Source organism: Mesorhizobium sp. WSM4817 (assembly GCF_055811135.1).
Window position 1 is genome coordinate 225,258 of record NZ_JBVVQQ010000005.1, and the last position, 26,951, is coordinate 252,208.

14 protein-coding genes are annotated in these 26,951 nt (G+C 64.1%); 2 read left to right on the forward strand and 12 right to left on the reverse strand.

The features are described 5' to 3' along the window. Positions 1-56: 56 nt before the first annotated feature. From AC0L2K_RS09840 to AC0L2K_RS09855, 4 genes are all read right to left on the reverse strand, one after another. Positions 57-515: a carboxymuconolactone decarboxylase family protein gene (locus AC0L2K_RS09840; RefSeq protein WP_091600277.1), complete on the reverse strand. Its 459-nt coding sequence runs from the start codon at positions 513-515 to the stop codon at positions 57-59. Between the two features lie 11 nt (positions 516-526). Beyond that, complete coding sequence (locus AC0L2K_RS09845) at positions 527-1,045, reverse strand: RrF2 family transcriptional regulator (protein WP_473531228.1); 519 nt, start codon at positions 1,043-1,045, stop codon at positions 527-529. A 324-nt stretch (positions 1,046-1,369) separates the two neighbouring features. Then, the gene (preA, locus tag AC0L2K_RS09850; protein WP_128167225.1) at positions 1,370-2,683 is read right to left on the reverse strand and encodes an NAD-dependent dihydropyrimidine dehydrogenase subunit PreA; all 1,314 of its coding nucleotides are present in this window, start codon (positions 2,681-2,683) and stop codon (positions 1,370-1,372) included. A 2-nt stretch (positions 2,684-2,685) separates the two neighbouring features. Next, complete coding sequence (locus tag AC0L2K_RS09855) at positions 2,686-4,050, reverse strand: NAD(P)-dependent oxidoreductase (protein ID WP_287249480.1); 1,365 nt, start codon at positions 4,048-4,050, stop codon at positions 2,686-2,688. A 217-nt stretch (positions 4,051-4,267) separates the two neighbouring features. Here AC0L2K_RS09855 and AC0L2K_RS09860 point away from each other — a divergent pair, with 217 nt between their 5' ends. Then, positions 4,268-5,044 carry a VOC family protein gene (locus AC0L2K_RS09860; protein ID WP_287249478.1) on the forward strand — a complete coding sequence of 259 codons (777 nt, stop codon included), beginning with the start codon at positions 4,268-4,270 and terminating at the stop codon, positions 5,042-5,044. Positions 5,045-5,149: 105 nt separating this feature from the next. Here AC0L2K_RS09860 and AC0L2K_RS09865 read toward each other — a convergent pair whose 3' ends face one another. Then, positions 5,150-7,591: a GcvT family protein gene (locus AC0L2K_RS09865; RefSeq protein ID WP_473531229.1), complete on the reverse strand. Its 2,442-nt coding sequence runs from the start codon at positions 7,589-7,591 to the stop codon at positions 5,150-5,152. Positions 7,592-7,837: 246 nt separating this feature from the next. Further along, positions 7,838-9,376: a trimethylamine methyltransferase family protein gene (locus AC0L2K_RS09870; RefSeq protein WP_473479962.1), complete on the reverse strand. Its 1,539-nt coding sequence runs from the start codon at positions 9,374-9,376 to the stop codon at positions 7,838-7,840. 219 nt (positions 9,377-9,595) lie between these two features. Here AC0L2K_RS09870 and AC0L2K_RS09875 point away from each other — a divergent pair, with 219 nt between their 5' ends. Next, on the forward strand, positions 9,596-10,186 hold the full coding sequence (locus AC0L2K_RS09875) for a transglycosylase SLT domain-containing protein (RefSeq protein WP_128174262.1): 591 nt from the start codon (positions 9,596-9,598) through the stop codon (positions 10,184-10,186). A gap of 13 nt (positions 10,187-10,199) precedes the next feature. Here the strand turns inward: AC0L2K_RS09875 and AC0L2K_RS09880 are convergent, their stop codons facing one another. From AC0L2K_RS09880 to AC0L2K_RS09905, 6 genes are all read right to left on the reverse strand, one after another. Next, the gene (locus AC0L2K_RS09880; protein ID WP_473531230.1) at positions 10,200-12,416 is read right to left on the reverse strand and encodes a dipeptide ABC transporter ATP-binding protein; all 2,217 of its coding nucleotides are present in this window, start codon (positions 12,414-12,416) and stop codon (positions 10,200-10,202) included. Positions 12,417-12,466: 50 nt separating this feature from the next. Next, positions 12,467-13,624, reverse strand: coding sequence for an ABC transporter permease (locus tag AC0L2K_RS09885; protein WP_128174266.1), 1,158 nt, complete (start codon positions 13,622-13,624; stop codon positions 12,467-12,469). A 12-nt stretch (positions 13,625-13,636) separates the two neighbouring features. Then, positions 13,637-14,671 carry an ABC transporter permease gene (locus AC0L2K_RS09890; protein ID WP_287292385.1) on the reverse strand — a complete coding sequence of 345 codons (1,035 nt, stop codon included), beginning with the start codon at positions 14,669-14,671 and terminating at the stop codon, positions 13,637-13,639. A 223-nt stretch (positions 14,672-14,894) separates the two neighbouring features. Continuing rightward, entirely contained in the window at positions 14,895-16,550 is a 1,656-nt protein-coding gene (locus tag AC0L2K_RS09895) for an ABC transporter substrate-binding protein (RefSeq protein WP_023798676.1), read from the reverse strand. 390 nt (positions 16,551-16,940) lie between these two features. After that, positions 16,941-24,857 (reverse strand): translocation/assembly module TamB domain-containing protein, encoded by a 7,917-nt coding sequence (locus AC0L2K_RS09900; protein ID WP_473531231.1) that lies wholly within the window; start codon positions 24,855-24,857, stop codon positions 16,941-16,943. Beyond that, positions 24,857-26,785, reverse strand: a complete 1,929-nt coding sequence (locus AC0L2K_RS09905; RefSeq protein WP_287300786.1) for an autotransporter assembly complex protein TamA — start codon at positions 26,783-26,785, stop codon at positions 24,857-24,859. Before AC0L2K_RS09905 ends, AC0L2K_RS09900 begins: the two co-directional genes overlap by 1 nt. Positions 26,786-26,951 lie beyond the last annotated feature (166 nt).

Here is a 26,951-nt window from a genome sequence, read left to right on the forward strand (position 1 = left end):
CCCAAAGCAAAAAGAGACGCGCGGGGCGTTAAGGCCGCGCATCCAGTTTCGTCTGCTCAGGCGGCCTTGGCCGCCGCTACCGGATGAATGGCGTGGAAGGGAACGCAGAGCCGGTTCCAGGTGTTGATCATGCCGATCGCGACGGACAGCTTGACCAATTCCTCTTCCGAGAAGTGTTCAAGCGTGCGAGCATAGAGATCGTCCGGCACGCCGCTGTCGGCGATCTTCGTCACCACGTCGGTCCAGGCGAAGGCAGCACGTTCGCGCTCGGAAAACAGCGGCGATTCCTTCCAGGCGGAGACGAGATAGAGCCGCTGCTCGGTCTCGCCATCTCGGCGCGCCTCGCGGCTGTGCATCTCGACGCAGTACGAACAGCCATTGATCTGCGACGCCCGCAGCTTGATCAGATGCAGCAGGCCTTCCTCGAGCCCGCACTCGTCGACCGCCTTGTTGAGCGCCGATACCGCTTTCATGATTTCCGGCGCCGCGCCGAAGAATTGCAGCCTCTGCTTCATTCTCTTTCCCTTCACGCTTGCTTGGTTGAACTGGATTTCTGCGGTCGTTGATGACGCTCGACAAAGGCGCAGTTGGCGGCGACTGAACGGGGATCGGCATCGCTCACGTATTCCGCAACGATGTCGGACAGCCGGGACTCGGCAAGAGCGGCGTGATAGGCGCGCTCGGCCTTCAGCATCGCGACGCTGATGCCGCAGGGTTTGACATAGGCCGAGGCATCGAGCCTGGCCGGCCCGCGCTGACGGATTTCGCCGCAACGGAAGGCCGGTTCGCGTCCTTCGACGGCGAGCACGATGTCGAGCAGCGTTATGCGCTCCGCCTGCCGCGCCAGCCGGAAACCGCCCGATGGCCCGGGCACCGATTCCAGGATGCCCGACGCCGTGAGCGCGTTGAGATGCTTGAGCAGATAGCTTGGCGACAGGCCGAACGCTTCCGCCATGGCAGCACCCGGCATGGTCGACGCGCCTTCCACGCCGGCAAGCATGGCGGCGCAGTGGATGGCCGCTTCAACGCCCTCGCCCAGCTTCATTTTTCTGAATTCCAATTCATGGATATATTTTATCGTGGATAATTTTTATCCGCAATAGGAATATCCGGGCCTACGGTTCCTTTTCAAAGGGTTGCGCTGCCCCTCATTGCCCTGCCGGGCATTTCTCCCCGTATAGTGACGGGGAGAAAGACGCTATCACCGATGATTTCGCCAATTGTCGGCGGTGCAAAAAGGGCGGCGAGGTTGCGGCAATCCCCCTTCTCCCCGTCACGATACGGGGAGAAGGTGCCGGCAGGCGGATGAGGGGCAGCGCCAACCTCGACAATTCAACCGGACGAAACCGATCTGGCGCTTCGACCAAACTTACTCCGCGGCCACCTTGGCCATCGGGTTGTTTGGATGCGTCGTCCAGTTGGCGTAGACCGGCGACACCGGTCTGCCGGTGCGCTGGTCGATGACGCCGGCCGCCAACGGCTCCATGGTGATGCAGTTCTCGACAGGGCAGACATTGACGCAGAGGTTGCAGCCGACGCATTCGGCCTCGATCACCTCGAAATGCCGCTTGCCGTCAACCATGCTGGTGATCGCCTGGTGCGAAGTGTCCTCGCAGGCGATGTGGCAGCGGCCGCATTTGATGCACGCCTCCTGGTCGATATGCGCCTTGGCGACGTAATTGAGGTTGAGATATTGCCAGTCGGTGACGTTGGGCGTGGCGCGGCCGACGATGTCGTCGAGCGAGGCATGGCCCTTCTCGTCCATCCAGTTTTCGAGGCCGGCGATCATCTCCTGCACGATCTTGAAGCCATAGGTCATCGCCGCCGTGCACACCTGCACATTGCCGGCACCGAGCGCCATGAATTCGGCAGCGTCGCGCCAGGTGGTGATGCCGCCGATACCGGAGATCGGCAAGCCGTGCGTTTCCGGATCGCGGGCGATCTCGGCGACCATGTTCATGGCGATCGGCTTCACCGCCGGGCCGCAATAGCCGCCATGCGAACCCTTGCCGTCGATGGTCGGCTCCGGTGCGAAACTGTCGAGATTGACGCCGGTGATCGAATTGATGGTGTTGATCAGCGACACCGCGTCGGTGCCGCCGGCAAGGGCGGCACGCGCCGGCTTGCGTATATCGGTGATGTTCGGCGTCAGCTTGGTGATGACAGGCATGCGGGTGTTGGCCTTGCACCAGCGCACCACCATTTCGATGTATTCCGGCACCTGGCCGACGGCGGCGCCCATGCCGCGTTCCGACATGCCGTGCGGGCAGCCGAAATTGAGCTCGATGCCGTCGGCCCCGGTCTCCTCGACCACCGGCAGGATCGCCTTCCACGCATGCTCCTCGCAAGGCACCATCAGCGAGACGACGATGGCGCGCTCGGGCCAGTCCATCTTGACCTGCTTGATCTCGCGCAGATTGGTCTGCAAGTCGCGGTCGGTGATCAGCTCGATGTTGTTCAAGCCGAGCAGGCGGCGATCGGCGCCCCAGATCGCGCCATAGCGCGGGCCGTTGACATTGACCACCGGCGGCCCCTCTTCGCCGAGCGTCTTCCAGACAACGCCGCCCCAGCCCGCCCTAAAGGCGCGGATGACATTGTAGGCCTTGTCGGTCGGCGGCGCCGAGGCCAGCCAGAACGGATTCGGCGATTTGATGCCGACGAAATTGTTTCTGATATCTGCCATGCTCATGCCCTCCCGTTCGAGGTCAGTGCCCGGTGGATCGATTCGGCCGCGTCGCGCCCCTGCGCGACTGCCGAGACGGTGAGGTCGTCGCCGCCATAGATGCAGTCGCCGCCGGCCCAGACGTTTGGCAGCGAGGTGCGGCCTTCGGCGTCGACCTTGATGCGGCCGGCTTCCAGCGCCAGCAAGGCGCCGCTGCCGTTGAGCGCAGCCGGGACAAAGCTCTGGCCGATCGCCTTGAACACCTGGTCGGCAGTGAGCGTCAGCCGCTCGCCGGTGCCGACGAGTTTCTCGCCATCCATCGCCGTATATTCGAGCTCGATGCCCGAGACCTTGCCGCCTTCGGCAATGACCCGCTTCGGCTGCAGCCAGTGACGGATGATGACGCCGTTGGCGGCGGCCAGGTCCTGCTCGAATTCGGAAGCGTTCATGTGCTCCTGACCGCGCCGGTAGCAGATCGTCACCTCTTCGGCGCCGAGCAGCTTTGATTGCACCGCCGCGTCGATCGCCGTCATGCCGCCGCCGATGACGACGACGCGCCGGCCGACCGGCAGGCTGGCAAGATCGCTGGCCTGGCGAAGCTCGGCAATGAACTCCACCGCATTGGTGACGCCTTGCGCGTCCTCGCCGTCGGCGCGCAGCGCGTTGACGCCGCCAAGTCCCATGCCGAGGAACACTGCATCGTAATTCCTGGTCAGGTCCGACAGCTGGTAATCGCGGCCAAGCGCCTTGCCGTTCTGGATGTCGATGCCGCCGATCGAAATGACATAGTCGACCTCGGCCTGGGCAAAATTGTCGATGCTCTTGTAAGCGGCGATGCCGTATTCATTGAGACCGCCGGCTTTCGGGCGGGCCTCGAGGATGGTCACGTCGTGACCGTGGCGGGCGAGCCGATGGGCGGCGGCAAGCCCGGCCGGTCCGGCGCCGACCACGGCGACCGTCTTGCCGGTCGGAGCGGCGCGCGCATAGAACTGCTTGTTCTCAGCCATCGCGACATCGGTGGCATAACGCTGCAGGCGGCCGATCTGCACCGGCTTGCCTTCAGCCACTTCGCGCACGCAGACCTCTTCGCACAGCGTCTCGGTCGGGCAGACGCGGGCGCACATGCCGCCCAAAATGTTCTGGTCGAAAATCGTCCTGGCCGAGCCGATCGGATTGCCGGTCGAGATCTGGCGGATGAACAGCGGGATGTCGATCGAGGTCGGGCATGCGTTCATGCACGGCGCATCGTAGCAGAAATAGCAGCGATCGGACTCGACCAGCGCCTCGTGATGATCGAGCGGCGGATGCAGGTCGGAAAAATTATCGGCATATTGCTCGGGCGAAAGCCGCCCGCCGGCAATGCCCTGCTTGAAATGACCAGTCGCCATTCCGCTTCCCCATTCCTTGTTGTTTTGCGGAAGGCTAGCACGTTTTGTTTTTTTATCAATTGGTCAATTTTCGACGCAAGCCGCTGAAAAGCCACGAGAAAACATGATATCAATACTCATGTTTTCTATATTGGCCTTGGCTGTCGGAATTCCGTCGCGAAGATCGTCCTAGATGGATCACGCATGATCGCTGACTGGAAACCCAAGGAGCACGACAATGCCAAACTCCCCGATGTCCTTCTTCTGGTACGAGCTGATGACCACCGATCTCGACGCTGCCGAAGCGTTCTACACCGATGTGGTGGGCTGGAAGGCGCAGCCCTTCGACGGCGCGCCCGGCATGCCGCGCTATATCGTGATGAATGTCGGCCAGCGCGGCGTCGGCGGGCTGATGACGCAGCCGGACGAAGTGCGCAAGACGGGCATGCCGCCAGCCTGGGTCGGTTACATCCATACCGGGGATGTCGATGCTTCCACGAAATCGCTGAAGGGGGCCGGCGGTGCGGTTCACCGCGAACCCGATGACATTCCGGGCGTCGGCCGCTTTGCCGTCGTCGCCGATCCGCAAGGCGCGGTGTTCAACTTCCTGCAGCCGATTGGCCCTGACCAGCCGCCGTTGCCGGCTACTACTCCCGGCAATATCGGCTGGCATGAACTCTACACGACCGACTGGCACGCCGCGTTCGATTTCTATGCCGGGCAATTCGGCTGGACCAAGGGCGACGCCATGGATATGGGGCCGATGGGCACCTACCAGCTGTTTGCCGCCGGCGGCGAACCTGTCGGCGGCATGATGAACAAGCCCGAGCAGGTTCCGGTGCCGGTCTGGCAGTTCTATTTCAATGTCCCCGCAATCGACGCGGCGGCCAAGCGTGTTACCGATAATGGCGGCACGATCCTGATGGGACCGATGGAGGTTCCCGGCGGCGGCTGGATCGTGATGTGCACGGACCCACAGGGTGCTCATTTCGCGCTGACGGCGCCGGTGCGGTAGCTGGGCCGGCGTCATGCTTGTCGAAGTGGGCGATCCTTCGCGCCCCCTCTGTCCTGCCGGACAGAGGGGGCGCTGTCCCGCCGGCCCCGCGCAATGGCAGCGCCCTCACCCGCGCATCCGCACGAGATTCGCGTCGAACAGCGGCGTCGGCTGCACCCGGGCGGTGTAGCGCTTGCCCAGGAGCTCGATCTCGAAACCATCGGCCTCGTCGGCGATCTCCTTCGGCACATAGCCCAGGGCCACGGACGTCTTCGAATGATGTGCGTAGCCGCCTGACGTGACCCAGCCGCGCACCGCGCCGTCGAACCAGATCGGCTCGTCGCCGATGACGTCGGCGTCTGCCGCATCGACGACAAAGGCGCGCAGTCGCAGCTTGCCGCCTTGCTGGCGCTCGGCGAGTGCCGCCTGCTTGCCGATGAAATCGGTTTCTTTCCCGTAGGCGACGAAACGGTCGAGCCCGGCCTCCAGCGGTCCGTAGATCGGCCGGTATTCGCGCGCCCACGAGCCGTAATTCTTCTCCAGCCGCAGCGCGTTGAGCGCGCGCGCGCCGAACAGGCCGATGCCGAAGTCTTCGCCGGCCGCCATCAGGGTCTGGTACGCGGCACGCTGATATTCCGGCGCCACCCAGATCTCGTAGCCGAGATCGCCGGTGTAGCTGACGCGGCCGACCAGGCACGGCGCCATGCCGATATCCATCCTGGCCGTCGCCATGAACGGAAACGCCGCATTCGACACATCCGCCCGCGTGGCTTTTGCCAGCACGTCCCGCGCCCTCGGACCGGCAATCGACAGGCCCGTCAGTCTCGCCCCCAGCGCCTCGATATGGACCGAGCCATCTTGCGGCAGATGCGCCTCGAACCAGCGCATGTGATACTGCTCGGCAATGCCGGAACCGGCGAGGAACCAGCCCTCCCCGCTGGAATTGCCGCTGCCGAGATTGGCCAGCGAAAAGTCGCCGATCAGCCTGCCGTCTTGCTTCAGCATCGGCGCCAGCGTCATGCGGCCGGGCTTTGGCAGCTTGCAGGCAAGCAGGCGGTCGAGCCAGGCCGCCGCGCCCGCGCCCGTCACCCTGTATTTGGCGAAGGACGAGATATCCGACAGGCCGACACTTGTCCGCACCGTCCTCACCTCTTTTGCGACATGCTCGAAATCGCTCGAGCGCCGCCACGAGAACTCGTCCCTGACGCCTTCGGGCGCATACCACAACGACACTTCCAGCCCATAGGCCACGCCCCACTGCGCGCCCTTCGCCGACAAAAGGTCGTAGACCGGCGTGGTCTTGAGCGGCCGCCCGGCAGGCAGTTCCTCATTGGGAAAGCGGATGGAAAAACGCCGCGAATAATTCTCGCGCACCTTGGCGTTGGTGTAGGCCATCGTTGCCCAGTCGCCGTAGCGCGAGACGTCCATCGCCCAGATGTCGGCGCCGGGATCGCCCTCGATCATCCAGTTCGACAGCGCCAGGCCAACACCGCCGCCCTGCGAAAAGCCGGCCATGACGCCGCAGGCGACCCAGAAGCCAGGCAGGCCGCGCACCGGCCCGACCAACGGGTTGCCGTCGGGCGCGAAGGTGAAGGGGCCGTTGATGATCTGCTTGATTCCGGTGTTCTGGAAGGCCGGGAAATGCCGAAACCCGACTTCCAATGACGGCGCGATGCGGTCGATGTCGGGCTCCAGCAGCTCGTGGCCGAAATTCCACGGTGTCTGGAGCTCGGACCATGGCTTGTTGGCCTTCTCATAGGTGCCCATCAGCATGCCGCCGCGCTCCTGGCGCAGATAGAGCTCGCCGTCGAAATCGACCGCGTGGATGATCTCCGTGCCGGTCTTCTGGTTCCAGGCGGCGACCTCCGGCATGTCCTCGGTGATCAGGTACATGTGCTCCATGGCCAGCACCGGCAGTTCGCGGCCCACCATGCGGCCGACCTCGCGCGCCCACAGGCCGCCGGCGTTGACGACATGCTCGGCCACCACCTCGCCCTTGTTGGTGATGATCCGCCACAACCCGTCGGCGCGGCGCACGATATCCTCGACCTTGGTGAAGCGCTCGACCTCGGCGCCAAGTTTTCTGGCCGCCTTGGCATAGGCGTGGGTGACGCCGGACGGGTCGAGATGACCGTCCTCCTTGTTGCGCACCGCGCCGACGAACTGTTTCGGGTCGAGCAGCGGCATCAACTCGGCCGCCTCATCAGGCGAGATCTCCTCGAGGTCGATGCCGAGATAGCGGCCCTTGGCGACAACGCCGCGCAGCCAGTCGAGCCGCGCCTCGGTCGCCGCCAAAAGCACGCCACCGGTCAGATGCACGCCGGTCGCCTGGCCGGACAGCTCCTCGATCTCCTTGTAGAGCGAGATCGTGTATTTCTGCAGCTTGGCGACGTTGGGATCGCCATTGATCGTGTGCATGCCGCCGGCCGCGTGCCAGGTCGAGCCGGAAGTCAGCTCGTCGCGCTCCAGAAGCACAATGTCGGTCCAGCCGTGACGGGCGAGATGGAACAGCACCGAACAGCCGACGACGCCTCCGCCAATGACCACGACCTTCGCATGCGATTTCATGGGTTTTTCTCGTTATTTCAGGGAGTTGGAGGGGTGGGATGAATCGGTGCGGGAGGAGCCAAGCCACCCCCCTCTGGCCTACCGGCCATCTCCCCCTCAAGGGGGGAGATTGGCAGTTTCAACGCCGCCGCGCTCTTTTCAACGGTGGTGATTGGCGAAGGAGAACGTGACAGCCAATCTGCCCCCTTGAGGGGGAGATGTCCGGCAGGACAGAGGGGGGGGTACACGAGCGCAAGCCTTCGACCATCACGGCTCGCCCTGCCCGATCGCTTCCTTGCGCCTGGCCACATACGCCTCCAGCGCCTCGCGCACGGCAATATCAATCGTCGGTTCGACATGATCCTCCAGCGCCTTCTTCCACAGCCGCGTCGCCCGCGCCGTGGCGTCTAGCCCGCCGGCCTCCTGCCAGGCCTCGTAGTTCTGCCAATTGGAGAGCATCGGCTGGTAGAAGGCGGTTGCATAGCGCTCCAGCGTGTGCGGCTCGCCGAAGAAATGGCCGCCGGTCGGCACGGCACCCAGCGCCTCGACGGCGAGTTCCGCCTCGTTGACTTCGATCGGGCGCAAAAACTCCATCATGTGCTGGATCATCTCGACGTCGATGATGAACTTTTCGAACGACGCGGTCAGCCCGCCCTCCTGCCAGCCGGCTGCGTGGTAGACGAGATTGCCGTGGCCGAGCACCGCGCCCCACAGCGCCATCAGCGTCTCATAGGCGCCTTGCGCGTCGGCGGCGTTGGAGGCCGAGCCCGGCGTCGTCCGGTAGGGCAGTCCATAGCGCCGCGCCAATTGCCCGGAGGCGATGTTGGCCTTGGTGTTCTCCGGCGTGCCAAAGGCCGGCGCACCGGACTTCATGTCGACATTGGAGGTGAAGGCGCCATACATGACCGGGGCGCCGGGGCGGACAAGCTGCGTCAAGACCACGCCGAACAGCGCCTCGGCGTTCTGTTGCGCCAGCGCGCCGGCAAGCGTCACCGGGCTCATCGCCCCCATCAGCGTGAACGGCGTCACCGCAACCGACTGACCGAACTCGGCCATGGTCATCAGGCCTTCGGCCATCATTTCGTCGAAGCGGCGCGGCGAGTTGACCGAGATGATGGTGGTGACGCCGGGATCGTCGCGCATTTGGTCGAGGCTCAAGCCCCGCGAAATCGCCATCATTTCGACGCCGTCCAGCGCCCTGCCGCGGCCGATCGCCGAGACGTGAAAACTCTTGTCGGTCAGCGTCAGATTGGCGAAATAGGTGTCGAGGTGGCGTGAATTGGCCGGCAGTTCCACCGGTGCGCAGACCTGATTGCCGAGCATGTGGATGCAGTTGAAATGCTGCGCCAGCCGGGTGAGGTCGCAATAGTCGCGCAAATTGCCGGCGCGCCGGCCGCGTTCCATGTCATGCACGTTCGGCGGTCCGGCGACGAGCGTAAAATTGATCGTGTTGCCGCCGAGATGGACTGTGTGGGCCGGGTTGCGCGGCGTCAGCGTATAGCTGGACCGCGTCGTCTTCAGTGCCTCGTCGACCATGCCGCGGTCGATGCGGACAGTCATCGACGCATGATTGACCTTGGCGCCGGCCTTCTCGAACAGCGAAAGCGCCCGCGGGCTCATCACCTCGATGCCGAAATTCTCCAGAATGTGCATCGACGCCTGGTGGATCGCCTCGATCTGATCGGCCGAGAGCATCGCCATCGGCGGATAGGGATTTGTCACGCGGCGCAACGGCAGTTGCGGGATGGCGGCCGGTCCCCTGTTGCTGGTTCGCTCGGCGCCGCGCTTGCGTCTCGGTTCGGTCATGCGGCGCATCAAAGCGCCGGCACGACGATCGGGCTGTCAGAAATCCGCCACCTGCGGGCGCGATTTTAGCCAAGGCGGCATTTTGGGATTTTCGGTGCCGACAAAAGCGACGGAAAACGTCGGAATATCTATCCTCGCTGTGTCCCGGCCAAAGCGGCCGATCAGCCGTTAAGGAACGCTGCAAGATTCCTTTTATGATTCCAGCCTAATCCTCTTCCAATGGGTAGGTCGAGTTTTAGCAAAATTGTAGCCGTTACCGTGCTGCTGGCGCTGTCGGCCTGCGCGACGCCGCCGAGCCATATCAACAATGTCTGCGCCGTCTTCGACCAGAATGACGGCTGGTTCGACAACTGGCAGGCGGCGGCCGAACGCGCCGAACGGAAGCACGGCGTGCCGGTTCCCGTGCTGATGGCGACGGTGCGCAAGGAATCCGGCTTCAAGAGTAACGCCAGGCCGCCGCGCAAGAAGCTGCTCGGCTTCATTCCCTGGAAACGTGCCTCCAGCGCCACCGGCTTCTCGCAGGCGCTTGACGGCACCTGGGCGCAATATCAGAGCGAGACCGGCAGTTGGGCGGCGCGCCGCACCAGCTTCGCCGATGCCGTCGATTTCGTCGGCTGGTATCATTCCAAGACATCAGACACGCTCGGCGTCGCCCGCAACGACACCTACAATCTCTATCTGGCCTATTATCTCGGCTGGACGGCCTATGGCCGCGGCAACCGCGGCGATGCCGGCGTGCAGCGCTATGCGCGGGCCACCGAGCAGATGGCTCGGGACTACGCCGCGCAGCTACGCCAATGCGCGCGTTGATGGCGCCACGGATCTAATCGTCCGTCAGCTTCGGCCTCTTGCCGTGCGGACGCTGCGGCGGAGCGCCGGCAAAGCCCGGACCGATGCCTTGCGGCGCGTCGTCGGGCACGCCTTCATTGGCGGCATGCTCCTTGTCGAACTTGATCACCGGCTCCATTTTCGCCAGCACGTCGTCGGCAAGCCAGCACAGGCTCATATGACCGTCGCCGAGATGCTTGACCGGCGGCACCTGCGTCTCGCAAAGATTGTCCGGCACCAGCTTCTTGTAGCCGCAGCGGGTCTGGAACGGGCAGCCGGTTGGCGGGTTCATCGCCGACGGGATGTCGCCCTCCAGCACGATGTGCTTCTTGATCACGCTGGTATCGGCGATCGGGATCGCCGACAGCAGCGCCTCGGTATAGGGATGATAGGGCGGCGAAAAGATCTGGTCGGTCGTGCCCTGCTCGACGATATAGCCGAGATACATGACGACGACGCGGTCGGCGATGTAGCGCACCACCGACAGGTCGTGGCTGATGAACAGCATCGTCGTCTTGTTCTTGCGCTGGATGTCCATCAACAGTTCGGTCACCGCCGCCTGCACCGACACGTCGAGCGCCGAGACTGGCTCGTCGGCCACCACCACCTTGGCATCGCCGGCAAAAGCCCGAGCCACGCCGATGCGCTGCTTCTGGCCGCCTGAAAGCTGGCGCGGCTTGCGGGTCTCGAACGCCCGCGGCAGCTTCACCAGGTCGAGCAGTTCCAGCATGCGCTTGCGGCGATCGGCAACGGTGTTGCCGACATTGAACTTTTCCAGCGTGCGGATGATCTGCGAGCCGACCGTGTGGCTGGGGTTGAGCGTGTCGAACGGATTCTGGAACACCATCTGGATCGACGACACCGTCTCGACGCTGCGGTTCTCGACCCCGATCGACTGGATCTGCTGGTTGCCGAGCGTCACGCTGCCGGAGCTTGCCGTCTCCAGCCCGAGCAGCACCTTGGCCAGCGTCGACTTTCCGCAGCCGGACTCGCCGACAATGGCGACGGTCTCGGATTCGCGCGCCATGAAGGAGATCGTCTCATTGGCCTTGACGACGCGGCCCTCGCTCGAGCCGAACACCTCGCTGCCGCCGACCTTGTAGTACTTTTTGAGATCCTCGATCTTGAGCACCGGCGCGCCGGGCTCGACGCGCTCGTTGACCTTCTTGGCGCCGGGCGGCAGCGCTTCCCAGTCGATCTCGTTGAAGCGCACGCAGCGCGAAAAATGGCCTTCATGGCCGTCGACCGCGATCATCGGGATTTCTGCGGCGTTGCAGACGCCCTCGACGAAATGGTGGCAGCGGGGGCCGAAATTGCAGCCCTTCGGCCGCTCGTGCGGCAGCGGCAATTGCCCCGGGATTGAGATCAGAGGCCGCGAATTCTTGTCGGCGCCAGGCAGCGGGATCGAGCGGAACAGGCCTTGCGTGTAGGGATGGCGCATCCGGTCGAAGACATCCTTGATCTTGCCGGTCTCCACCGCTTCGCCCGAATACATCACCGTGATGCGGTCGCAGGTTTCCAGGATCAGGCCGAGATTGTGCGACACGAAGATCATCGAGGTGCCGAACTTCTCGCCAAGTCCCTTGACCAGGTCGACGATGCCGGCTTCGACCGTCACGTCGAGCGCCGTCGTCGGCTCGTCGAGCAGCAGCAGCGCCGGCTTCGACAGCAGCGCCATGGCGATGACGATGCGCTGTTGCTGGCCACCGGAAAGCTGGTGCGGAAAGGAGCGCATCATCCGCTCCGGATCGGGCAGCCTGACCGAGCGCACCATTTCCAGCGCGCGTTGATAAGCCTCTTCCTTCGACACCTTGTCGTGGATCAGCGGCACTTCCATCAGTTGCTGGCCGACTTTCATCGCCGGGTTCAGGCTGGCCATCGGCTCCTGGTAGATCATCGCGATCTTGTTGCCGCGGATGGCGCGCAGTTCCTCGTCGGACAGCTCGCCCATGTCCTTGCCCTGGAACTTTATCCGGCCGCCGACGATCTTTCCGATGTTGGAGAGGTCGCGCATGATGCCGAGCGACACGGTCGACTTGCCGCAGCCGGATTCGCCGACGATGCCCATCGCTTCGCCAGGCATGACCGTGCAGGAGAAGTCCATGACGGCCGGTATCTCGCCCTTGCGGGTGAAGAAGGAGATCGACAGGTTCTCGATCTCGATGATCGGCCCATTGGTCGGCTTGGGGGGATTTCGAACTGCCTCATTCATGGGTCGCTCCAATCCTGTTCTTTCAGCATATCGGGTCGAGAACCCGTCCATCAATCTTTCATCGATTGCTCACGCAGCGAGTCGGCCAGCAGATTAAGGCCCAGCACGAACGACATCAGCGCGATCGTCGGCGGCAGCGCCGGATGGATGAAGGAGCGCAGCAGCCGGCTGGCATCCTTGATCGCGGTGCCCCAGTCCGGGCTCTCGGGCGCCAGCCCCAGGCCGAAATAGCCGAGCGTGCCGAGCAGGATCGTGGTGTAGCCGATACGCAGGCAAGCATCGACGATCAGCGGCCCGCGCGCATTGGGAAGTATCTCCCACAGCATGATGTACCAGGGCGATTCACCGCGCGTCTGCGCCGCCGCCACATAGTCGCGCGTTTTGATGTCCATGACCAGGCCGCGCACGATGCGGAACACGCCGGGGCTGGAGGCGAACACCACCGCCACGAAGATGTTGAGCTGGTTGGGATCGATATGGATGATCCTGAACGGATCGGCATCGAAGACCAGGCCGGCATAGACCCAGCCGCCAATGATCAGCGTCAGCCCCAGCAGGATGTAAAGGCGGTCGGGCCGTTTCTTGTAGCGCGTCCAGAACAGCACGCTGAAGAAGATGATCGGGAACATGAAGAACAGGCCGGCCATCGCATAGGGGATCGGTGTCTCCATGATGCCCGGCGTCACCAGGAGGTAGAACAGCAGGATCACCGGGAAGGCGAGCACCAGATTGGCGAGGAATGACAGCACCGTATCGATCCTGCCGCCATAATAGCCGGCCGGCAGACCGAGCGTGATGCCGACCATCAGCGCAAAACCGGTCGCCGCCGGCGCGATGATCAGCACGATCTGGCTGCCGTAGACCATGCGGCTGAACACGTCGCGGGCAAGCTTGTCGCCGCCGAACAGGTAGACAAGTCCCGATTGCGGCTCGACCGCGCCCGGCAGCGCGTCCTTCATGATCGGGATCTGGACAAGCGGATTGAACGGCGAGACGGTCGACGCGAAGATCGCCGTGAACAGCCAGAACAGGCAGATGCCGACGCCGACGATGCCGACGCTGCTGTCGAAGAGCTGACCGTAGAGGCCAAGCCTCTTCTTGTAGGCGAAGCTCGCCCCCATCACCACGACGAGAGCGATCCAGACCGGCCAGAAACGCGCAAGCACGCCAAGCACCACATTGAAGGCGCCGATATATTCAAGCTGCATCCGCTCGATCCCCTATTGAACTCTGATACGCGGATTGAGAAACGCGTAGCCGACATCGGAAATGAGCTGCGTGATCAGGACGATGAACACCGAGACCAGGGAGCAGCCGAGCAAAAGATCGATATCGTTGTTGCCCGCCGCCTCGACCAGCGTGTAGCCAAACCCCTGGTAGCGGAACATCACCTCGACAATGACGACGCCGGTGAGCAGCCAGGGAAATTGCAGCATGATGACGGTGAATGGCGCGATCAGCGCGTTGCGCAGCGCGTGCTTGACCACGACGCTGCCGAAGGAGAGGCCCTTCAACCGGGCGGTGCGGATATATTGCTGCGTCATCACCTCGACCATCGAGGCGCGGGTCATGCGGGCGATATAGCCGATGCCATAGATCGCCAGCGTCATCACAGGCAAGGTGAAGTTGTAGAAGGTGATGCCCCGGCTGGCGGAAGCCGCCGAACCGTTCAGCAGGCCGAGCCATGAGGCGAAGATAACGGTGAAAATGACGCCGGACACATATTCGGGCGTCGCCGTCGAGGCGATCGAGGCGACCGACAATGTCCGGTCGGTTCGCGAGCCTTCGCGCATGCCGGCGAGTATGCCGATCAGCAGCGAGATCGGCACCATCACCACAAGCACCCAGAACATCAGGATTCCGGTGGCGCTGAGCGCCGGGAAAAGTTTTGACGCCACCGTCGTCTTGAACTTGGTCGAGCAGCCGAAGTCACCCTGCAGCACGCCGGAGAAGGTCGGCTCGACAGGATCGTTGCAGAAGGCAAAACGTCGCGTGGGTTTGCCCGTCGCCGGATCTGTGACCGGCTGTTTGGGCACGATACCCAGCCATTGGCCATAGCGGGAGAAGAAATTCTGGCGATAGCCATGGTTGACCAGCCAGTTTTCGAGCTGCTCGGCCGAGGTGTGCATTTCGGTCTGGCTGATCGCCAGCTTTTTCAGATTGGGATCGAGATTGATCAGGAAGAACACGACCATCGTCAGGCACAGCATCGTCAATGCCATGGTGCCGAGGCGTCGAAGGATGAAAGAAAGCATGGCGGTCCCCTGCCGGCTGGTTGGGGTTGAGGCCGGCTCGGAGCCAGCTCGGCCGCAATCGGCAGAGCTGGCTGTCAAACGGACCCTCAGAATGCGATCAACCCTGTCTTATTGCACGCCCCTTTCCGAAGAGTCTGCGCTTTTTTTCTGCGCCGATCTGCGGTTGTGGGATCATGCATGGCGTGGGTGGAAGGGGCGAACCGCCCTTCCACGATCGATCCGATCAGGCCTCCTCGTCGAGCCAGACCTTGCCGTAGTCGCGCTCGAAGGTCGGGTGCATGCCGTAGTTCTTAACGGAAGCGACCGAATGGCTGTAGAGCTTGCGCCAGTAGGGCTGGATGATGATGCCGGCATCTTGCAGGATCTGCTCGATGTCCTTCATCATTTCCTTGCGCTTGGCGGGGTCGGCAACGGCGAGCGCCGCGTTGAGCTTGGCATCCCACTCCGCATTCGCCCAGCCCGTCTCGTTCCAGGCTTCACCGGTGCGATAGCCGATCGCCAGAACCTGGACGCCGAGCGGCCGCATGTTCCAGTTGGTCATCGACAGCGGGTATTTGGTCCAGTCGTTCCAGAAGGTCGAGCCCGGCAGCACCGTACGCTTGACCTTGATGCCGGCGTCGCGCATCTGCGCGGCGATCGCATCGCCGGTGTTCTTGTGCCAGTCTTCGTCGACCGTGATCAGCTCGTGCTCGAAGTCGGCCTGGCCGGCTTCAGCCATCAGCGCCTTAGCCTTGGCCGGATCGCGGGCAATCTTCGCCAGCTCGAAGTATTCCGGGTGGATCGGCGAGACATGGTGGTTTTCGGCAACTGTGCCGGCATTGCCGTAGCCGAGCTGCAGGACGACAGCGTTGTCGACCGCAAGCTGCAGCGCGTTGCGAACCTTCTGATCGTCATACGGCTTGTTGGTCACATTGGTGCGGCAGACGATCGTCGAAGCGGTGACCACCTCGGACTTGACCAGGTCGACACCGTCGAGGATCGACACATAGTCGGCCGACGTCTCGAAATTGGTATGAACTTCGCCGGCTTCGAAAGCGCTGACCATCGCCGCCGGATCGGTGCCATAGTCGATGAACTCGACGCCGTCGAGAAACACCTCACCGTCCCACCACTTGTTGTCTTCGCGGCGTTTGTAGACGACCTTCTGGCCGACATCGTAGGAGACCAGTTCAAATGGGCCGGTGCCGATCGGGCAGGCTTTGAAATCGCCGCCCTTTTCGTCGAAGGTCTTGTGGACGACGAGACCGGGATAGTCGCACACGTTGGGGATGAGCGCGATATCCGGCGAGCTGAGCGTCAACTTGACCGTGTGTTCGTCGACCTTGGTGACGGCGCTCTCATCCAGCTTGTCGTCCTTGACCAGCGAGCCGAGACGACCGGGCATGGAATTGCCTTCGGCCTTCTTGTCGGCCCAACGCTTGAAGTTGAAGATGACATCGTCGGCGGTGAACGGATCGCCGTTGTTCCAGGTGACGCCCTTGCGCACATGCAGCGTGTATTCGGTGGCGTCGTCGTTGACGTCCCAGCTCTCGAGCAGGTAGGGGCGGAACGTGTATTCGTTCGTGTACTTGACCAGCGGCTCGAGCGCCTGGCGCTCGGCATTGGCGATCTCCGACCAGTCGGCCTTGCGCGGATCCTTCGGATCCTTGATCCACATAGCGACCTTCAGTATGCCGCCTTTCTTGCCCTGCGCGTCCTGCGCTCTCGCCGGCGTCGGGTCGGCGAGGCCGAGCATGCCATAGGCCATCGCCGTGGACGCGCCGAAGACGCTGGCCAAAGCGAGAAACTCGCGGCGATCGACACGTCCGGCCCTGGCTTCCTGGGCCATCGCATGGATGTGATCCGGAACGCGGTCGCCATTACTCTTGTAGATTGTCATCGAGAACTCCCATTGTTGGCTTTCTGCCTTTTACCATTCCGCATCCGGGCCGTGATGTCAAAAACGGCACCGGATTGGGAACATGCCAAGGAATGTGCAACTTTGGAAGGGAAGCAGTTCGCGTGATAACGACAGTCTTGGCGCAAAATTGCTATTGCCCGGCAGATTTCGTTCGAATCTCCGGCATCGATCAAACTGAGACATTCACTACCGCGCCGCACGTCCCGTCGGGCGCGCAACGGACGCTGTAGCGGTTTCATTTTGCGCCGAAATCGATTTCGATTCTCGCGGTCATGCGCGAAGCTTTGCACCGCGCCGGCCGATCTCGGATGAGTGCCGATACGGCGACGAGGGCTGTCGGACTGCCGGACCCTATCTCGCCGGCCGGCTTCAGTACTCGCGTTCGTAGAAAATGCCACCCTTGGCTTCGCCGGCATCGGTGGCTTCGCCGCGCAATTTGACGCCGCGGCCGACGTCGAGATCGATCGCCGCCTTGCCCGAACCCGGCTTGTCGCCCTTCTGGATCGTCACATAGGTGCGGTCGTTGAGATATTTGCCGGCCGAGACCGCGGTGCCGCCCTCCTCGTCGGTGACGACGTCGAGATCGTCGACGCCGATGGCGCTGCGCAGGTTCTGGAGCAGCGAGGTCGAGCCGCCGATGCCGGCCAGTTGCGCGGCGGCTTCGGCAAGCTGGGCGATCTGCAGCGGCGACAGGTTCGACATCGAGCGGCCGAAAATCAGTTGCGCCAGGACCTCGTCCTCTGGCAATGCCGGCACCGACGAGAAGTTGAATTTCGGATTGGTCGCCTCGCCCGACACCACGATGGTGACGGTGGTGCTGCTCGTCGTCGATGTCGCCGTGAGATTGAGATAGGGCACCAGCGACCCCGAAAAGCCGACCGTGCCTTCGGTGAAGGTCAGCCGCTTGGCCAGGATCGACAGCCGACCGCGCTGCAAGTCAAAGGTGCCGACCGCTTGCGGCGACGATGCCGGGCCGGTCAGCCGCAGCGAACCGCCAAGCTCGGCATCGACGCCCCTGCCCTGGATGAAGATCTGGCTGGGCGCGTTGACCGTGACATCGAGGTTGAGGCCGCCACCACCGCTGCTGCTGCTCGCCGTCGCCGGACGCAACGCCTTGTCTTGCGCGCGCACGGCGGCCGGTGCGTTCTTGTGCCTGATGTTGAGCGCCGCCAGCGAGCCCGGCAACTTTTCGGGAACGGTGATGACGGTCTTGGCCAGGTTGATCGTACCCGAGATCAACGGCGCCGATGCGAGTGGCCCCTTGATGGTCAGGTCGCCGCCGAGATTGGCGGTGACCACCCTGCCGTCGGTGTAGCGACCGTCGACGAGCTTGACCGACAGGTCGGCCGGAAAGCCTTGCGCCGGATTGATGCCGACCGTGCCGCTGGCCGACAGGCTGCCGCGCGTCGACAAATTGCCGGTCAGGCGGTTGATCCTGGCGACGCCATCGCCGATCGCCACATCGGCGGTGATGTCGTTGATTGCAAGTCCCGAGCGTGCATCGATCAGGCGGGCACCTGACGTGCGGACCGTGCCTGTGATCACCGGCGCCGTCGCGGGGCCGCGCACCTTCAGATTGACGTCGGCCGTGCCGCTCAACGACAAGCCTTGTGCGGCCAGTGTCCGGGTCAGGAAGGCGAACGGCACCTTGCCGGAAAAGTCGAGATCAAGCGTCGGCGTGCCTGATGTCGTCATCGTGCCGCCGCCCTTGAGGCCGAGACCGGCGGCATCGCTCATGTTGGCCTCGAAGGTCAGTCGGTTGCCGGAAAACGTGCCGGAGGACGAAACGCCCATGCCGCCGAAACCGGCGCCGCGGGTCTGCGACGTCTGGACGCCTGCGGCGTCGACCTTGAAGGCGACGGCCGGATTGGCCGGCGCGCCCGTCACCTTCACCGTGCCCGAGATCGTGCCGGCGGCATCGAGACCGGGCGAGAAACTGTTTGCGAGCGACATCGGCACCCGCGCCAGCGTCGCGTTGAGATTGAGCGCCTCCCCGACCTTGCCCGAAACCGTCGCCGTGCCGCCGCCGAGGTTGAGTGCGAGCCTGTCCAGGCTAGTGGTGCCGTTGGCGATGGTGATGGTCGAGGTCTGGGCGATCGCCGCCTTGATGCCGCGCATCGTCGCCTGGCCGGAGGCGAGCTCAACCGTCGTCGTGCCATTGGCGACCCTGACGCGGCCGGCCGCCATGGCCGGAATGTCCTTGACGGTGGCGCCGCCGGAAAAGCCGGTCCAGTCGCCGTCACGGGTAAGATCGACATCGATGCCGCGAATGACGGTGTCGCCGGAGGTGACGCTGTCGGCCCGGATTTTTCCGGAGATCACCGGTGCCGCGAGATAGTTGCCGATCGATGCATCGATGGTCACCGTCTTCGCCGAAACATCACCGCGTGTAATCGACGCCGTCGAAGCCTTGACGGTGACGCCAGGCGCATTGCCGGTCTTCGAGAACACGATCGTGCCGCGCACGTCGCCTTCCGCCTTTTCCAGCGCAAGCGCTGCCAGCGGTCCGATGTCAGGTAGGTCGAGCGCCACGGTGCCTTCAGGCACGAACGCCTCGTCAAGCGCCAGGTCGCCTGATATCCGGTTCTTGCCGAGCGACAGCAAAAGCCCGTCGATGGCGCGCTTGCCGTCTGACGTGGCCAGCACGGCGCTGCCTCGCAGGGGCTGGCCCGCGACGTTTCCGGTCAGTTGGACATTGGCCGCCGGGTTGGCGGCATCGGCCTTGCCGGTGGCGGTGAGGCTCAACCCGGTGATCTCGCGTTCGGCAACCGAAAGCCGCTCGCTGTTGACCGTCAGCGACAGGTCGGGCGCGGTGCTGGCGCCTTGCGCGTTCAGCGCAAAGGTGATGGCGCCGTTGGCGTCCCCTGACAGAAGCGAGATGTCGGCCAGCGCGCCTTTGATGTCGACGGTGAGCTTGTTGTCGGCAAGGCTGGCCTGCCCGTCGGCGGTCAGCGCGCCGGATACCAGCCTGATCGCATCGGCGGTGACATTGCCATTGGCGTCGCGCTTCAGCGCGGCACTGAGTTCCGTCCGCTGCGCGAGCACGCCGCGCGCTGCCGCCGGCAGCGCCGCGGAAACGGCGTCGGTCTTGAGGTTGAGGTCGATGGCGCCGTCGGCCAGCGAGATCCTTCCATTAAAGCCGCTGTCCAGTACCTCGCTCGTTACCGAGCCGCTGTCGATGACGATGGTATCGGTAGCGAGATCGCCGGCGACCTTGGCAGTAATCTTTCCGGCGAGCAGCGGCGCGATGGTCGGATTGTCCAGGCCGATTTTGCCCGCCGTCACCGTACCGGAGATCGGCCCTGTTCGGCCCTTCAGATCGAAGGCGTCGGAATGGAGCGCAAGCGCGATGCCTTCGGCCTTGGCGAGGTTGGTGGCGACCGACGGCAGTCTCGCGGAGATATTCAGCGTCGATTGCGTGCCCTGCCCCGCGACCTCCACCGACAGCGCCTGCAACTCGAGCTTGATCGGGCTCTCGGTGCTGCCAAGCGCCAGCGGCAGGCTCGGGCCGGTCGAGGCCAGGTCGAGCGAAAAATCGCTGGCGCCGTTCGGATTGATGGTGCCGGCAGCCTTGCCGGAAATCTTGTCCCCGGCAAGCGTCGCGTTGTCGATGGCGACGCCGCCGGCGGAGGAGAAGCTGCCTGCGGCATCGAGGTTGAGCTGCCCAAGCCCCGCCTGGCGGGTCTGGCTGGTCTCGGCGCCGTTGAGCTGCGCATTGAAACGAATGTCAGGGGCTGCCGACGGTCCCGTCACTTGCGCCGTTCCACCGAGTGTGCCCGCGGCGTCGAGGCCGGGTGAAAAATCATTGGCCAGGGCGGCCGGCAGCCCGGAAAACTCTGCCGCGAGATCGAGCCTCTGGCCGGCGGTGCCGGACACTGTCACCGATCCGCCGCCGACATCGAGCATCAGCTTCTCGATGCTGGCGTTGCCATTGGCGATGCTCAGGGTTGACGGCTGCGCGATCGCCGCCTTGATGCCGCGAATGGTCGCTTCGCCGGAAGCGATCTCGACGCTTGTCGTGCCGTCGGCGATCTTCACCCTGCCTTCGGCCCTGGCCGGAATGCCGGCGACGGTGGCGCCGCCGGAAAACCCGGTCCAGTCGCCGTCGCGCTTCAAATCGACACCGATGCCGCTGATCACGGTGGCGCCTGATGTGACCGTATCGGCCTTGATCGTGCCGGAGATCGCCGGCGCGGCGACATAGTTGGCAATCAGCGCATCGATGGTGACCGTCTTTGCCGAAAGATCGCCGCGCGAAATTGAATCTGTGGTCGCCTTGATGGCGACTTGAGGCGCATTGCCGGTCTTCGAGAACACGATCGTGCCACGCACGTCGCCGTCAGCTTTTTCCAGCGCCAGGGCTGCGAGCGGACTGATATCGGGTAGATCCAGCGCAACCGTGCCGAGCGGCAGGAATCGATCGTCGAGAGCAAGGTCGCCCGAAACTTTGTTGTCGCCCAGTGACAGGCTTAGTCCGTTTATGGACCGCTTTCCCTGGCGCGTTACCAGCGACGCCTTGAAATCGAGTGGCTCGTCATTGACGGATCCGGTGAGCGAGATATCGGCCGCCGGGCTGGCGATGTCGCCCTTCCCCGTCGCGGTGAGCTTTAGCCCGGTGATTTCTCGCGCCGCCACCGAAAGCCGGTCGCTGTTGACCGTCAGCGACAGGTCGGGCGCGGTGCTGGCGCCTTGCGCGTTCAGCGCGAAGGTGATGGCGCCCTTGGCATCCCCGGACAGAAGCGAGATGTCGGCCAGCGCGCCTTTGATGTCGACGGTGACCTTGTTGTCGGCGAGGCTGGCCTGCCCGTCGGCGGTCAGCGCGCCGGATACCAGCCTGATCGCATCGGCGATAACATTGCCGTTGGCGTCGCGCTTCAGTGCCGCGCTGAGCTGCGTCCGCTCGGCGAGCACGCCGCGCACTGCCGCCGGCAGTGCCGCGGAAGCCGCAACCGCCCTGAGGTTGAGATCGATGGCGCCATCGGCCAGGGAGACCCTTCCATTAAAGCCGCTGTCCAGTACCTCGCTCGTTACCGAGCCGCTGTCGATGACGATGGTATCGGTAGCGAGATCGCCGGCGACCTTGGCAGTAATCTTTCCGGCGAGCAGCGGCGCGATGGTCGGATTGTCCAGGCCGATTTTGCCCGCCGTCACCGTACCGGAGATCGGCCCTGTTCGGCCCTTCAGATCGAAGGCGTCGGAATGGAGCGCAAGCGCGATGCCTTCGGCCTTGGCGAGGTTGGTGGCGACCGACGGCAGTCTCGCGGAGATATTCAGCGTCGATTGCGTGCCCTGCCCCGCGACCTCCACCGACAGCGCCTGCAACTCGAGCTTGATCGGGCTCTCGGTGCTGCCAAGCGCCAGCGGCAGGCTCGGGCCGGTCGAGGCCAGGTCGAGCGAAAAATCGCTGGCGCCGTTCGGATTGATGGTGCCGGCAGCCTTGCCGGAAATCTTGTCCCCGGCAAGCGTCGCGTTGTCGATGGCGACGCCGCCGGCGGAGGAGAAGCTGCCTGCGGCATCGAGGTTGAGCTGCCCAAGCCCCGCCTGGCGGGTCTGGCTGGTCTCGGCGCCGTTGAGCTGCGCATTGAAACGAATGTCAGGGGCTGCCGACGGTCCCGTCACTTGCGCCGTTCCACCGAGTGTGCCCGCGGCGTCGAGGCCGGGTGAAAAATCATTGGCCAGGGCGGCCGGCAGCCCGGAAAACTCTGCCGCGAGATCGAGCCTCTGGCCGGCGGTGCCGGACACTGTCACCGATCCGCCGCCGACATCGAGCATCAGCTTCTCGATGCTGGCGTTGCCATTGGCGATGCTCAGGGTTGACGGCTGCGCGATCGCCGCCTTGATGCCGCGAATGGTCGCTTCGCCGGAAGCGATCTCGACGCTTGTCGTGCCGTCGGCGATCTTCACCCTGCCTTCGGCCCTGGCCGGAATGCCGGCGACGGTGGCGCCGCCGGAAAACCCGGTCCAGTCGCCGTCGCGCTTCAAATCGACACCGATGCCGCTGATCACGGTGGCGCCTGATGTGACCGTATCGGCCTTGATCGTGCCGGAGATCGCCGGCGCCTTGAGAAAGTTGGCGACCAGCGCGTTGACGGCGATGGTCTTCGCGGCCAGATCGCCGCGGGAAATAGACCCGCTCGTCATATCGATGACTACCGTCGGCGCGCCACCATCATTCGAGAGGCGGATGCTGCCCTGCACGTCGCCGGCCGCCGTCTGCCCGGCGAGCGCGGCCAGCGGGCCGATATCGGGCGCTTCGAGGGTCAGCGTGCCGAGCGGCAGCAAGCTGTCGTCGAGCACGAGATCGCCCGAGACCTTGTTGTCGGCCAGCGACAGGCTAAGCCCGTTGAGGGAACGCGTTCCGTCACGCGTCACCAAAGATGCCCTGAGATCGAGCGGCTGGTCGTCGACGGACCCTGTCAGTGCGACATCGGCAGCGGGATTGACGATGTCGGCCTTGCCCGTCGCTGTCAGCTTGATCGTCTTGACCGTCCGGCCCGACGCGGTCAGGCTGTCGCTGTCGGCCGAGACCGAGAAATCCGGCGCCGAGCGCGCGCCGCTCGCCGTCAGCGCGAAATTGACGGCCCCGCCGACCGGTACGCCAACGATCGGCGACAGCACCGAGACATCGCCGAGCGTGCCCCTGATGTCGGCCTGGATGTCGGTGCCCGTCGCGCTGGCGGTGCCGCTGGCGCTGAGCGAGCCCGAATTGAGTTGCAGCGCATTGGCGGCAAACAAGCCTTGCGGGTCGCGGGTCGCGGTCGCCGAGAATGTCACACGCTCGCCGAGAACCGGGCGGATCTGCGGCGGCAGCGCAGTCGAGACGGCATCGGCATTCATCTTGAGCGTCATCGCCAGATCGGCCAGCGTCACCTTGGATGTCACCGAGGCATTGAGCGCATCGCTGCGCAGCGTGCCTTGATCGACGACGATCTCGTCCTTGCTGACCGACCCGGCGAGGTCGGCGGTGACCCTGCCGGTCACCAGCGGCGCCAGCGTCGCCACGTCGGTGTTCAGGCCGCCGGCGATAAGCTTGATGGTGACCGGTCCGCTGCGGTCCTGGATGTCAAAGCCGTCGGAATGGATTTCGGCCACCAGATCGTCCACCCGCGTGCCGCCCGCCACCACCGAGACCAGGGACGCGCCGATGTCGATTATCGGCGCCTTGCCACCGCCGAACGCGCGAGCCGTGGCGCCGGTGATCGCGACCGTCACCGGCTGCGCCGCGGCGCCGAGGCTGAGCACGACTGGTGGACCCTTGGCGGCGAGTTCCACCGAAAGGTCGCTGGCGCCGTTGGGGTCGATGATGCCCGCGGCGGTGCCATGCACGGCATCGCTGTCGATGCTGGCGCGCTCGACCTCGACGCCGCCCGTCACAATCGCGGTTCCGGCGAGGTCGAAGCTGGTCTTGCCGGCAAACAAGGATTTCAGATTGTCGGGCAAGAAGCGCTGGAAGTCGCCGTCGCCCTTGGCCTCGACATAGTTGCCCTTGTCGGTGAGCTGGTGGCGACCTGTGAGCTGGGTGACGATCTGGCCGTCGACGACGAAGGTACCGATGCCGCTCCAATTGGCGACCGGCCCGGTGCCGGTGACGACGATGTTGACCGGCGGCGCATCCGGCAATTTGAGCAGATTGGCGATGATGCCGCCGGCCGGCTCCGACGCCTTCAGATCGAGGTCCAGCTTGTTGTCGGCGGGCGCGAAATGGATGTTGGCGTCGAGCTTGCCTTGCTTGCCGTCGCGGCGGGTGATGTTGAGGCTGGTTGCGAGCGCCAATGGCGCCGCATCGGCCTTGAACGATCCCTTGGCGGCGAGCTCGGCGATACCGCTGCCGACCAGCGCCTGCCCGAGCGCGATTTCCGGCAGGTCGATCTGCTTGATGTCGAGCGACACCGGCAGCGTGGTGGCGCCACCTTGGCTCGGCTGCGTGCCGGCCGCCGGCAGCCGCGCCAGTTCGATGCGATCGGCGCCGATGCGGCCGGCGCTGAAGTTTTTCGACAGAAGCGCCAGCGGCGACCAGTCGACGGCCACCTTGCGCGCCACCAGCCAGGCGCCCTGGCGATCCTCCAGGACCACATGGTCGACCGTCAGCGCGCCGGACCAGATGCCGTCGATGCCGCTGACCGTGACCTTCTGGTCATCGGTCGACGCCACGGTCGAGATGATGCCGGCGAGATTGGCGCGGCCGCGCTCGGTCTTGGTCAGCACGACGAGCGCACCGACCACCGCCGCCACCAGGACGAGCAGCGTGTAAAGGGCAATGCGAAGGATGCGCTTGAACATTGTCATCAAAACGCCTGGCCGATACCGGCATAGATGCCGAAATCCGGGTCGTCGGGATCCGGGTTGAGCGGCACCGCCGCATCGATGCGCAACGGTCCGAACGGCGTAATATAGCGCAAGCCGACGCCGGCGCCGACCTTCATGCCGGAAAAATCCGGGAATTGATCGGTCGAGACGGTGCCGGCATCGACGAACGGCACGACGCCGATCGTGTCGTTGATGGCGATGCGCATCTCGAACGAGGTCTCGAAGAAGGACAGCCCGCCGATCGGCTCTCCGTCGGCGTCCTTCGGACCGATGCCCTGATAGGCATAACCGCGGACCGAGCCGCCGCCGCCGGAATAGAAGCGCCGGTCGGCCGGAACATCCTGAAGGCCGGCGCCGATGATCGAGCCGATGACGACGCGTTCGGCCAGGACGAACTTCGAGGCCGCGTCGAGCGACTGATAGGCCGATCCTTCGCCCCTAAGCTTGACGAAGGCGGCACCGTTCAAAATGTCGTAGCTCGGCTCGGCATAGGCCAGCGCCCTGAATCCGGTCGTCGGGTTGAGCCGGTTGTCGCGGTTGTCGTAGACATAGCGCAGCGGAATGCTGGCGATCAGAAAAGTGTGCTTGCCGAAGGAATCGGTGATCTTCGAATAGTCGAGCGCGACTTCCGCCGAAACCGTCTGCTGCCGGTCGAGGTCATACGACAGGCCGGTGTTGCCCTTGACCGAGAAACGGTCGTAGGCGTCGGGATGCTCCAGCACGGTGTTGGCGCCGGCGAAGAATTTAGACGCCGGCCCGACCACGCCCGGCTTTTCGAACATGATGCCGGCATTGTAGTTGAGCTCGGTCAGTTCGTTGCTGCCGATGCCGCTGATTTCACCCTCGATGCGCAGTTTTTCGGCACGGCCGAACAGATTGCGGTGACCCCAATAGCCTTCGAGGCCGAGCCCCTCGGTGTTGGAGAAGGTGCCGCCAAGGCCGAAATAGCGCGGCTTGCGCTCGCTCACTTCGACGCCGATCGGGATGTTGCCATCGGCGTCGAGACCGTCGGCCTCCTTCAGCGTCACGCTGTTGAAGACTTCCAGCCCGAGCAGCCGGTCGCGCGCCTCGTCGACCTCTTCCGGCGAATATTGGCGGCCGCGCTTCAGGCCGGTCATGTATTCGGTGAAATCGCGGTCGACCTTTTCGGTGCCTTCGACCGTGGTGTCGCCATAGCCGGCAACCGGCCCGGCGGCCACGGTCAGCGCCACGTCGAGCGTCGAGGTGGCGTGATCGGCAACGATCTCGCGGGCGGTCACCTTGGCCAGCGGCCTGCCGTCCTCCTTGAGCGCCCGCACGATCGACGCCTCGGCCTTGAGCACGGCACCGGAACCGGCATCGCCGCCGGCGATCAGGCCGAAATCGGCGCCCGACAGCCCCGCCGCATCGCCCTCCAGCCTGATGTCGCCAAGCGTGAACTTCGGCCCGGCCGCAATGTTGATCACCACCGGAATCGGCTGCGGACCCGAGAATTCGGCGTCGGGCGGCAAATCGTCGAGCGGCTTGCCTTCGATGGTAATGGTGACGACGCCCTCGTAGCGGGCGTCCGCATAAAGGGCGGCGACAAGCTGATCGCGGTCGGCACGCGCCTTGGCCAGCAGGCCGAGCGAACCGGAGACCGGACGTTCTTCGTCGTCCTTCAGCGCCGAGGCGTTTTCGAGCTTTTCGGCGAGATCCTCGTCGGCGTCGGGCGCCTCGATGGTCACCGCATAGCGCAGCGGATCGACGATGTCGGCATCTTCATCCTCCGACGATCCCCACAGCTTGATGCCGAAGATCTCGAAAGCGGCCGCATTTCCGCTCGCGCCAATCAGTGCAGTCGAGCATAGCAAGGCGGAAAGCAAGGCGAGCGAAAACACGCGCCGTGGCGCGGTTCCTCCCGACATCTGCCTTTCATACGCCGACATTACAACTCTACACTAGCGGCCAAAGCTAAAATTGGAATGAAGTTCTGAATTGCTCGTAAACGGGCCACAATCCAAATGCCACAATCCAACTGTCTGAAATGGACAGGGCTTGGAATTCACACCTTCTGCGTCGCCGCAAGAAAGCGTGATCCCTGTCCTGTGGAGG

Bases quoted from the DNA above. Each gene is read 5' to 3' on its own strand.
- AC0L2K_RS09840 (WP_091600277.1), bottom strand. From the start codon at position 515: ATGAAGCAGAGGCTGCAATTCTTCGGCGCGGCGCCGGAAATCATGAAA.
- AC0L2K_RS09845 (WP_473531228.1), bottom strand. From the start codon at position 1,045: ATGAAGCTGGGCGAGGGCGTTGAAGCGGCCATCCACTGCGCCGCCATG.
- preA (WP_128167225.1), bottom strand. From the start codon at position 2,683: ATGGCAGATATCAGAAACAATTTCGTCGGCATCAAATCGCCGAATCCG.
- AC0L2K_RS09855 (WP_287249480.1), bottom strand. From the start codon at position 4,050: ATGGCGACTGGTCATTTCAAGCAGGGCATTGCCGGCGGGCGGCTTTCG.
- AC0L2K_RS09860 (WP_287249478.1), top strand. From the start codon at position 4,268: ATGCCAAACTCCCCGATGTCCTTCTTCTGGTACGAGCTGATGACCACC.
- AC0L2K_RS09865 (WP_473531229.1), bottom strand. From the start codon at position 7,591: ATGAAATCGCATGCGAAGGTCGTGGTCATTGGCGGAGGCGTCGTCGGC.
- AC0L2K_RS09870 (WP_473479962.1), bottom strand. From the start codon at position 9,376: ATGACCGAACCGAGACGCAAGCGCGGCGCCGAGCGAACCAGCAACAGG.
- AC0L2K_RS09875 (WP_128174262.1), top strand. From the start codon at position 9,596: ATGGGTAGGTCGAGTTTTAGCAAAATTGTAGCCGTTACCGTGCTGCTG.
- AC0L2K_RS09880 (WP_473531230.1), bottom strand. From the start codon at position 12,416: ATGAATGAGGCAGTTCGAAATCCCCCCAAGCCGACCAATGGGCCGATC.
- AC0L2K_RS09885 (WP_128174266.1), bottom strand. From the start codon at position 13,624: ATGCAGCTTGAATATATCGGCGCCTTCAATGTGGTGCTTGGCGTGCTT.
- AC0L2K_RS09890 (WP_287292385.1), bottom strand. From the start codon at position 14,671: ATGCTTTCTTTCATCCTTCGACGCCTCGGCACCATGGCATTGACGATG.
- AC0L2K_RS09895 (WP_023798676.1), bottom strand. From the start codon at position 16,550: ATGACAATCTACAAGAGTAATGGCGACCGCGTTCCGGATCACATCCAT.
- AC0L2K_RS09900 (WP_473531231.1), bottom strand. From the start codon at position 24,857: ATGACAATGTTCAAGCGCATCCTTCGCATTGCCCTTTACACGCTGCTC.
- AC0L2K_RS09905 (WP_287300786.1), bottom strand. From the start codon at position 26,785: ATGTCGGCGTATGAAAGGCAGATGTCGGGAGGAACCGCGCCACGGCGC.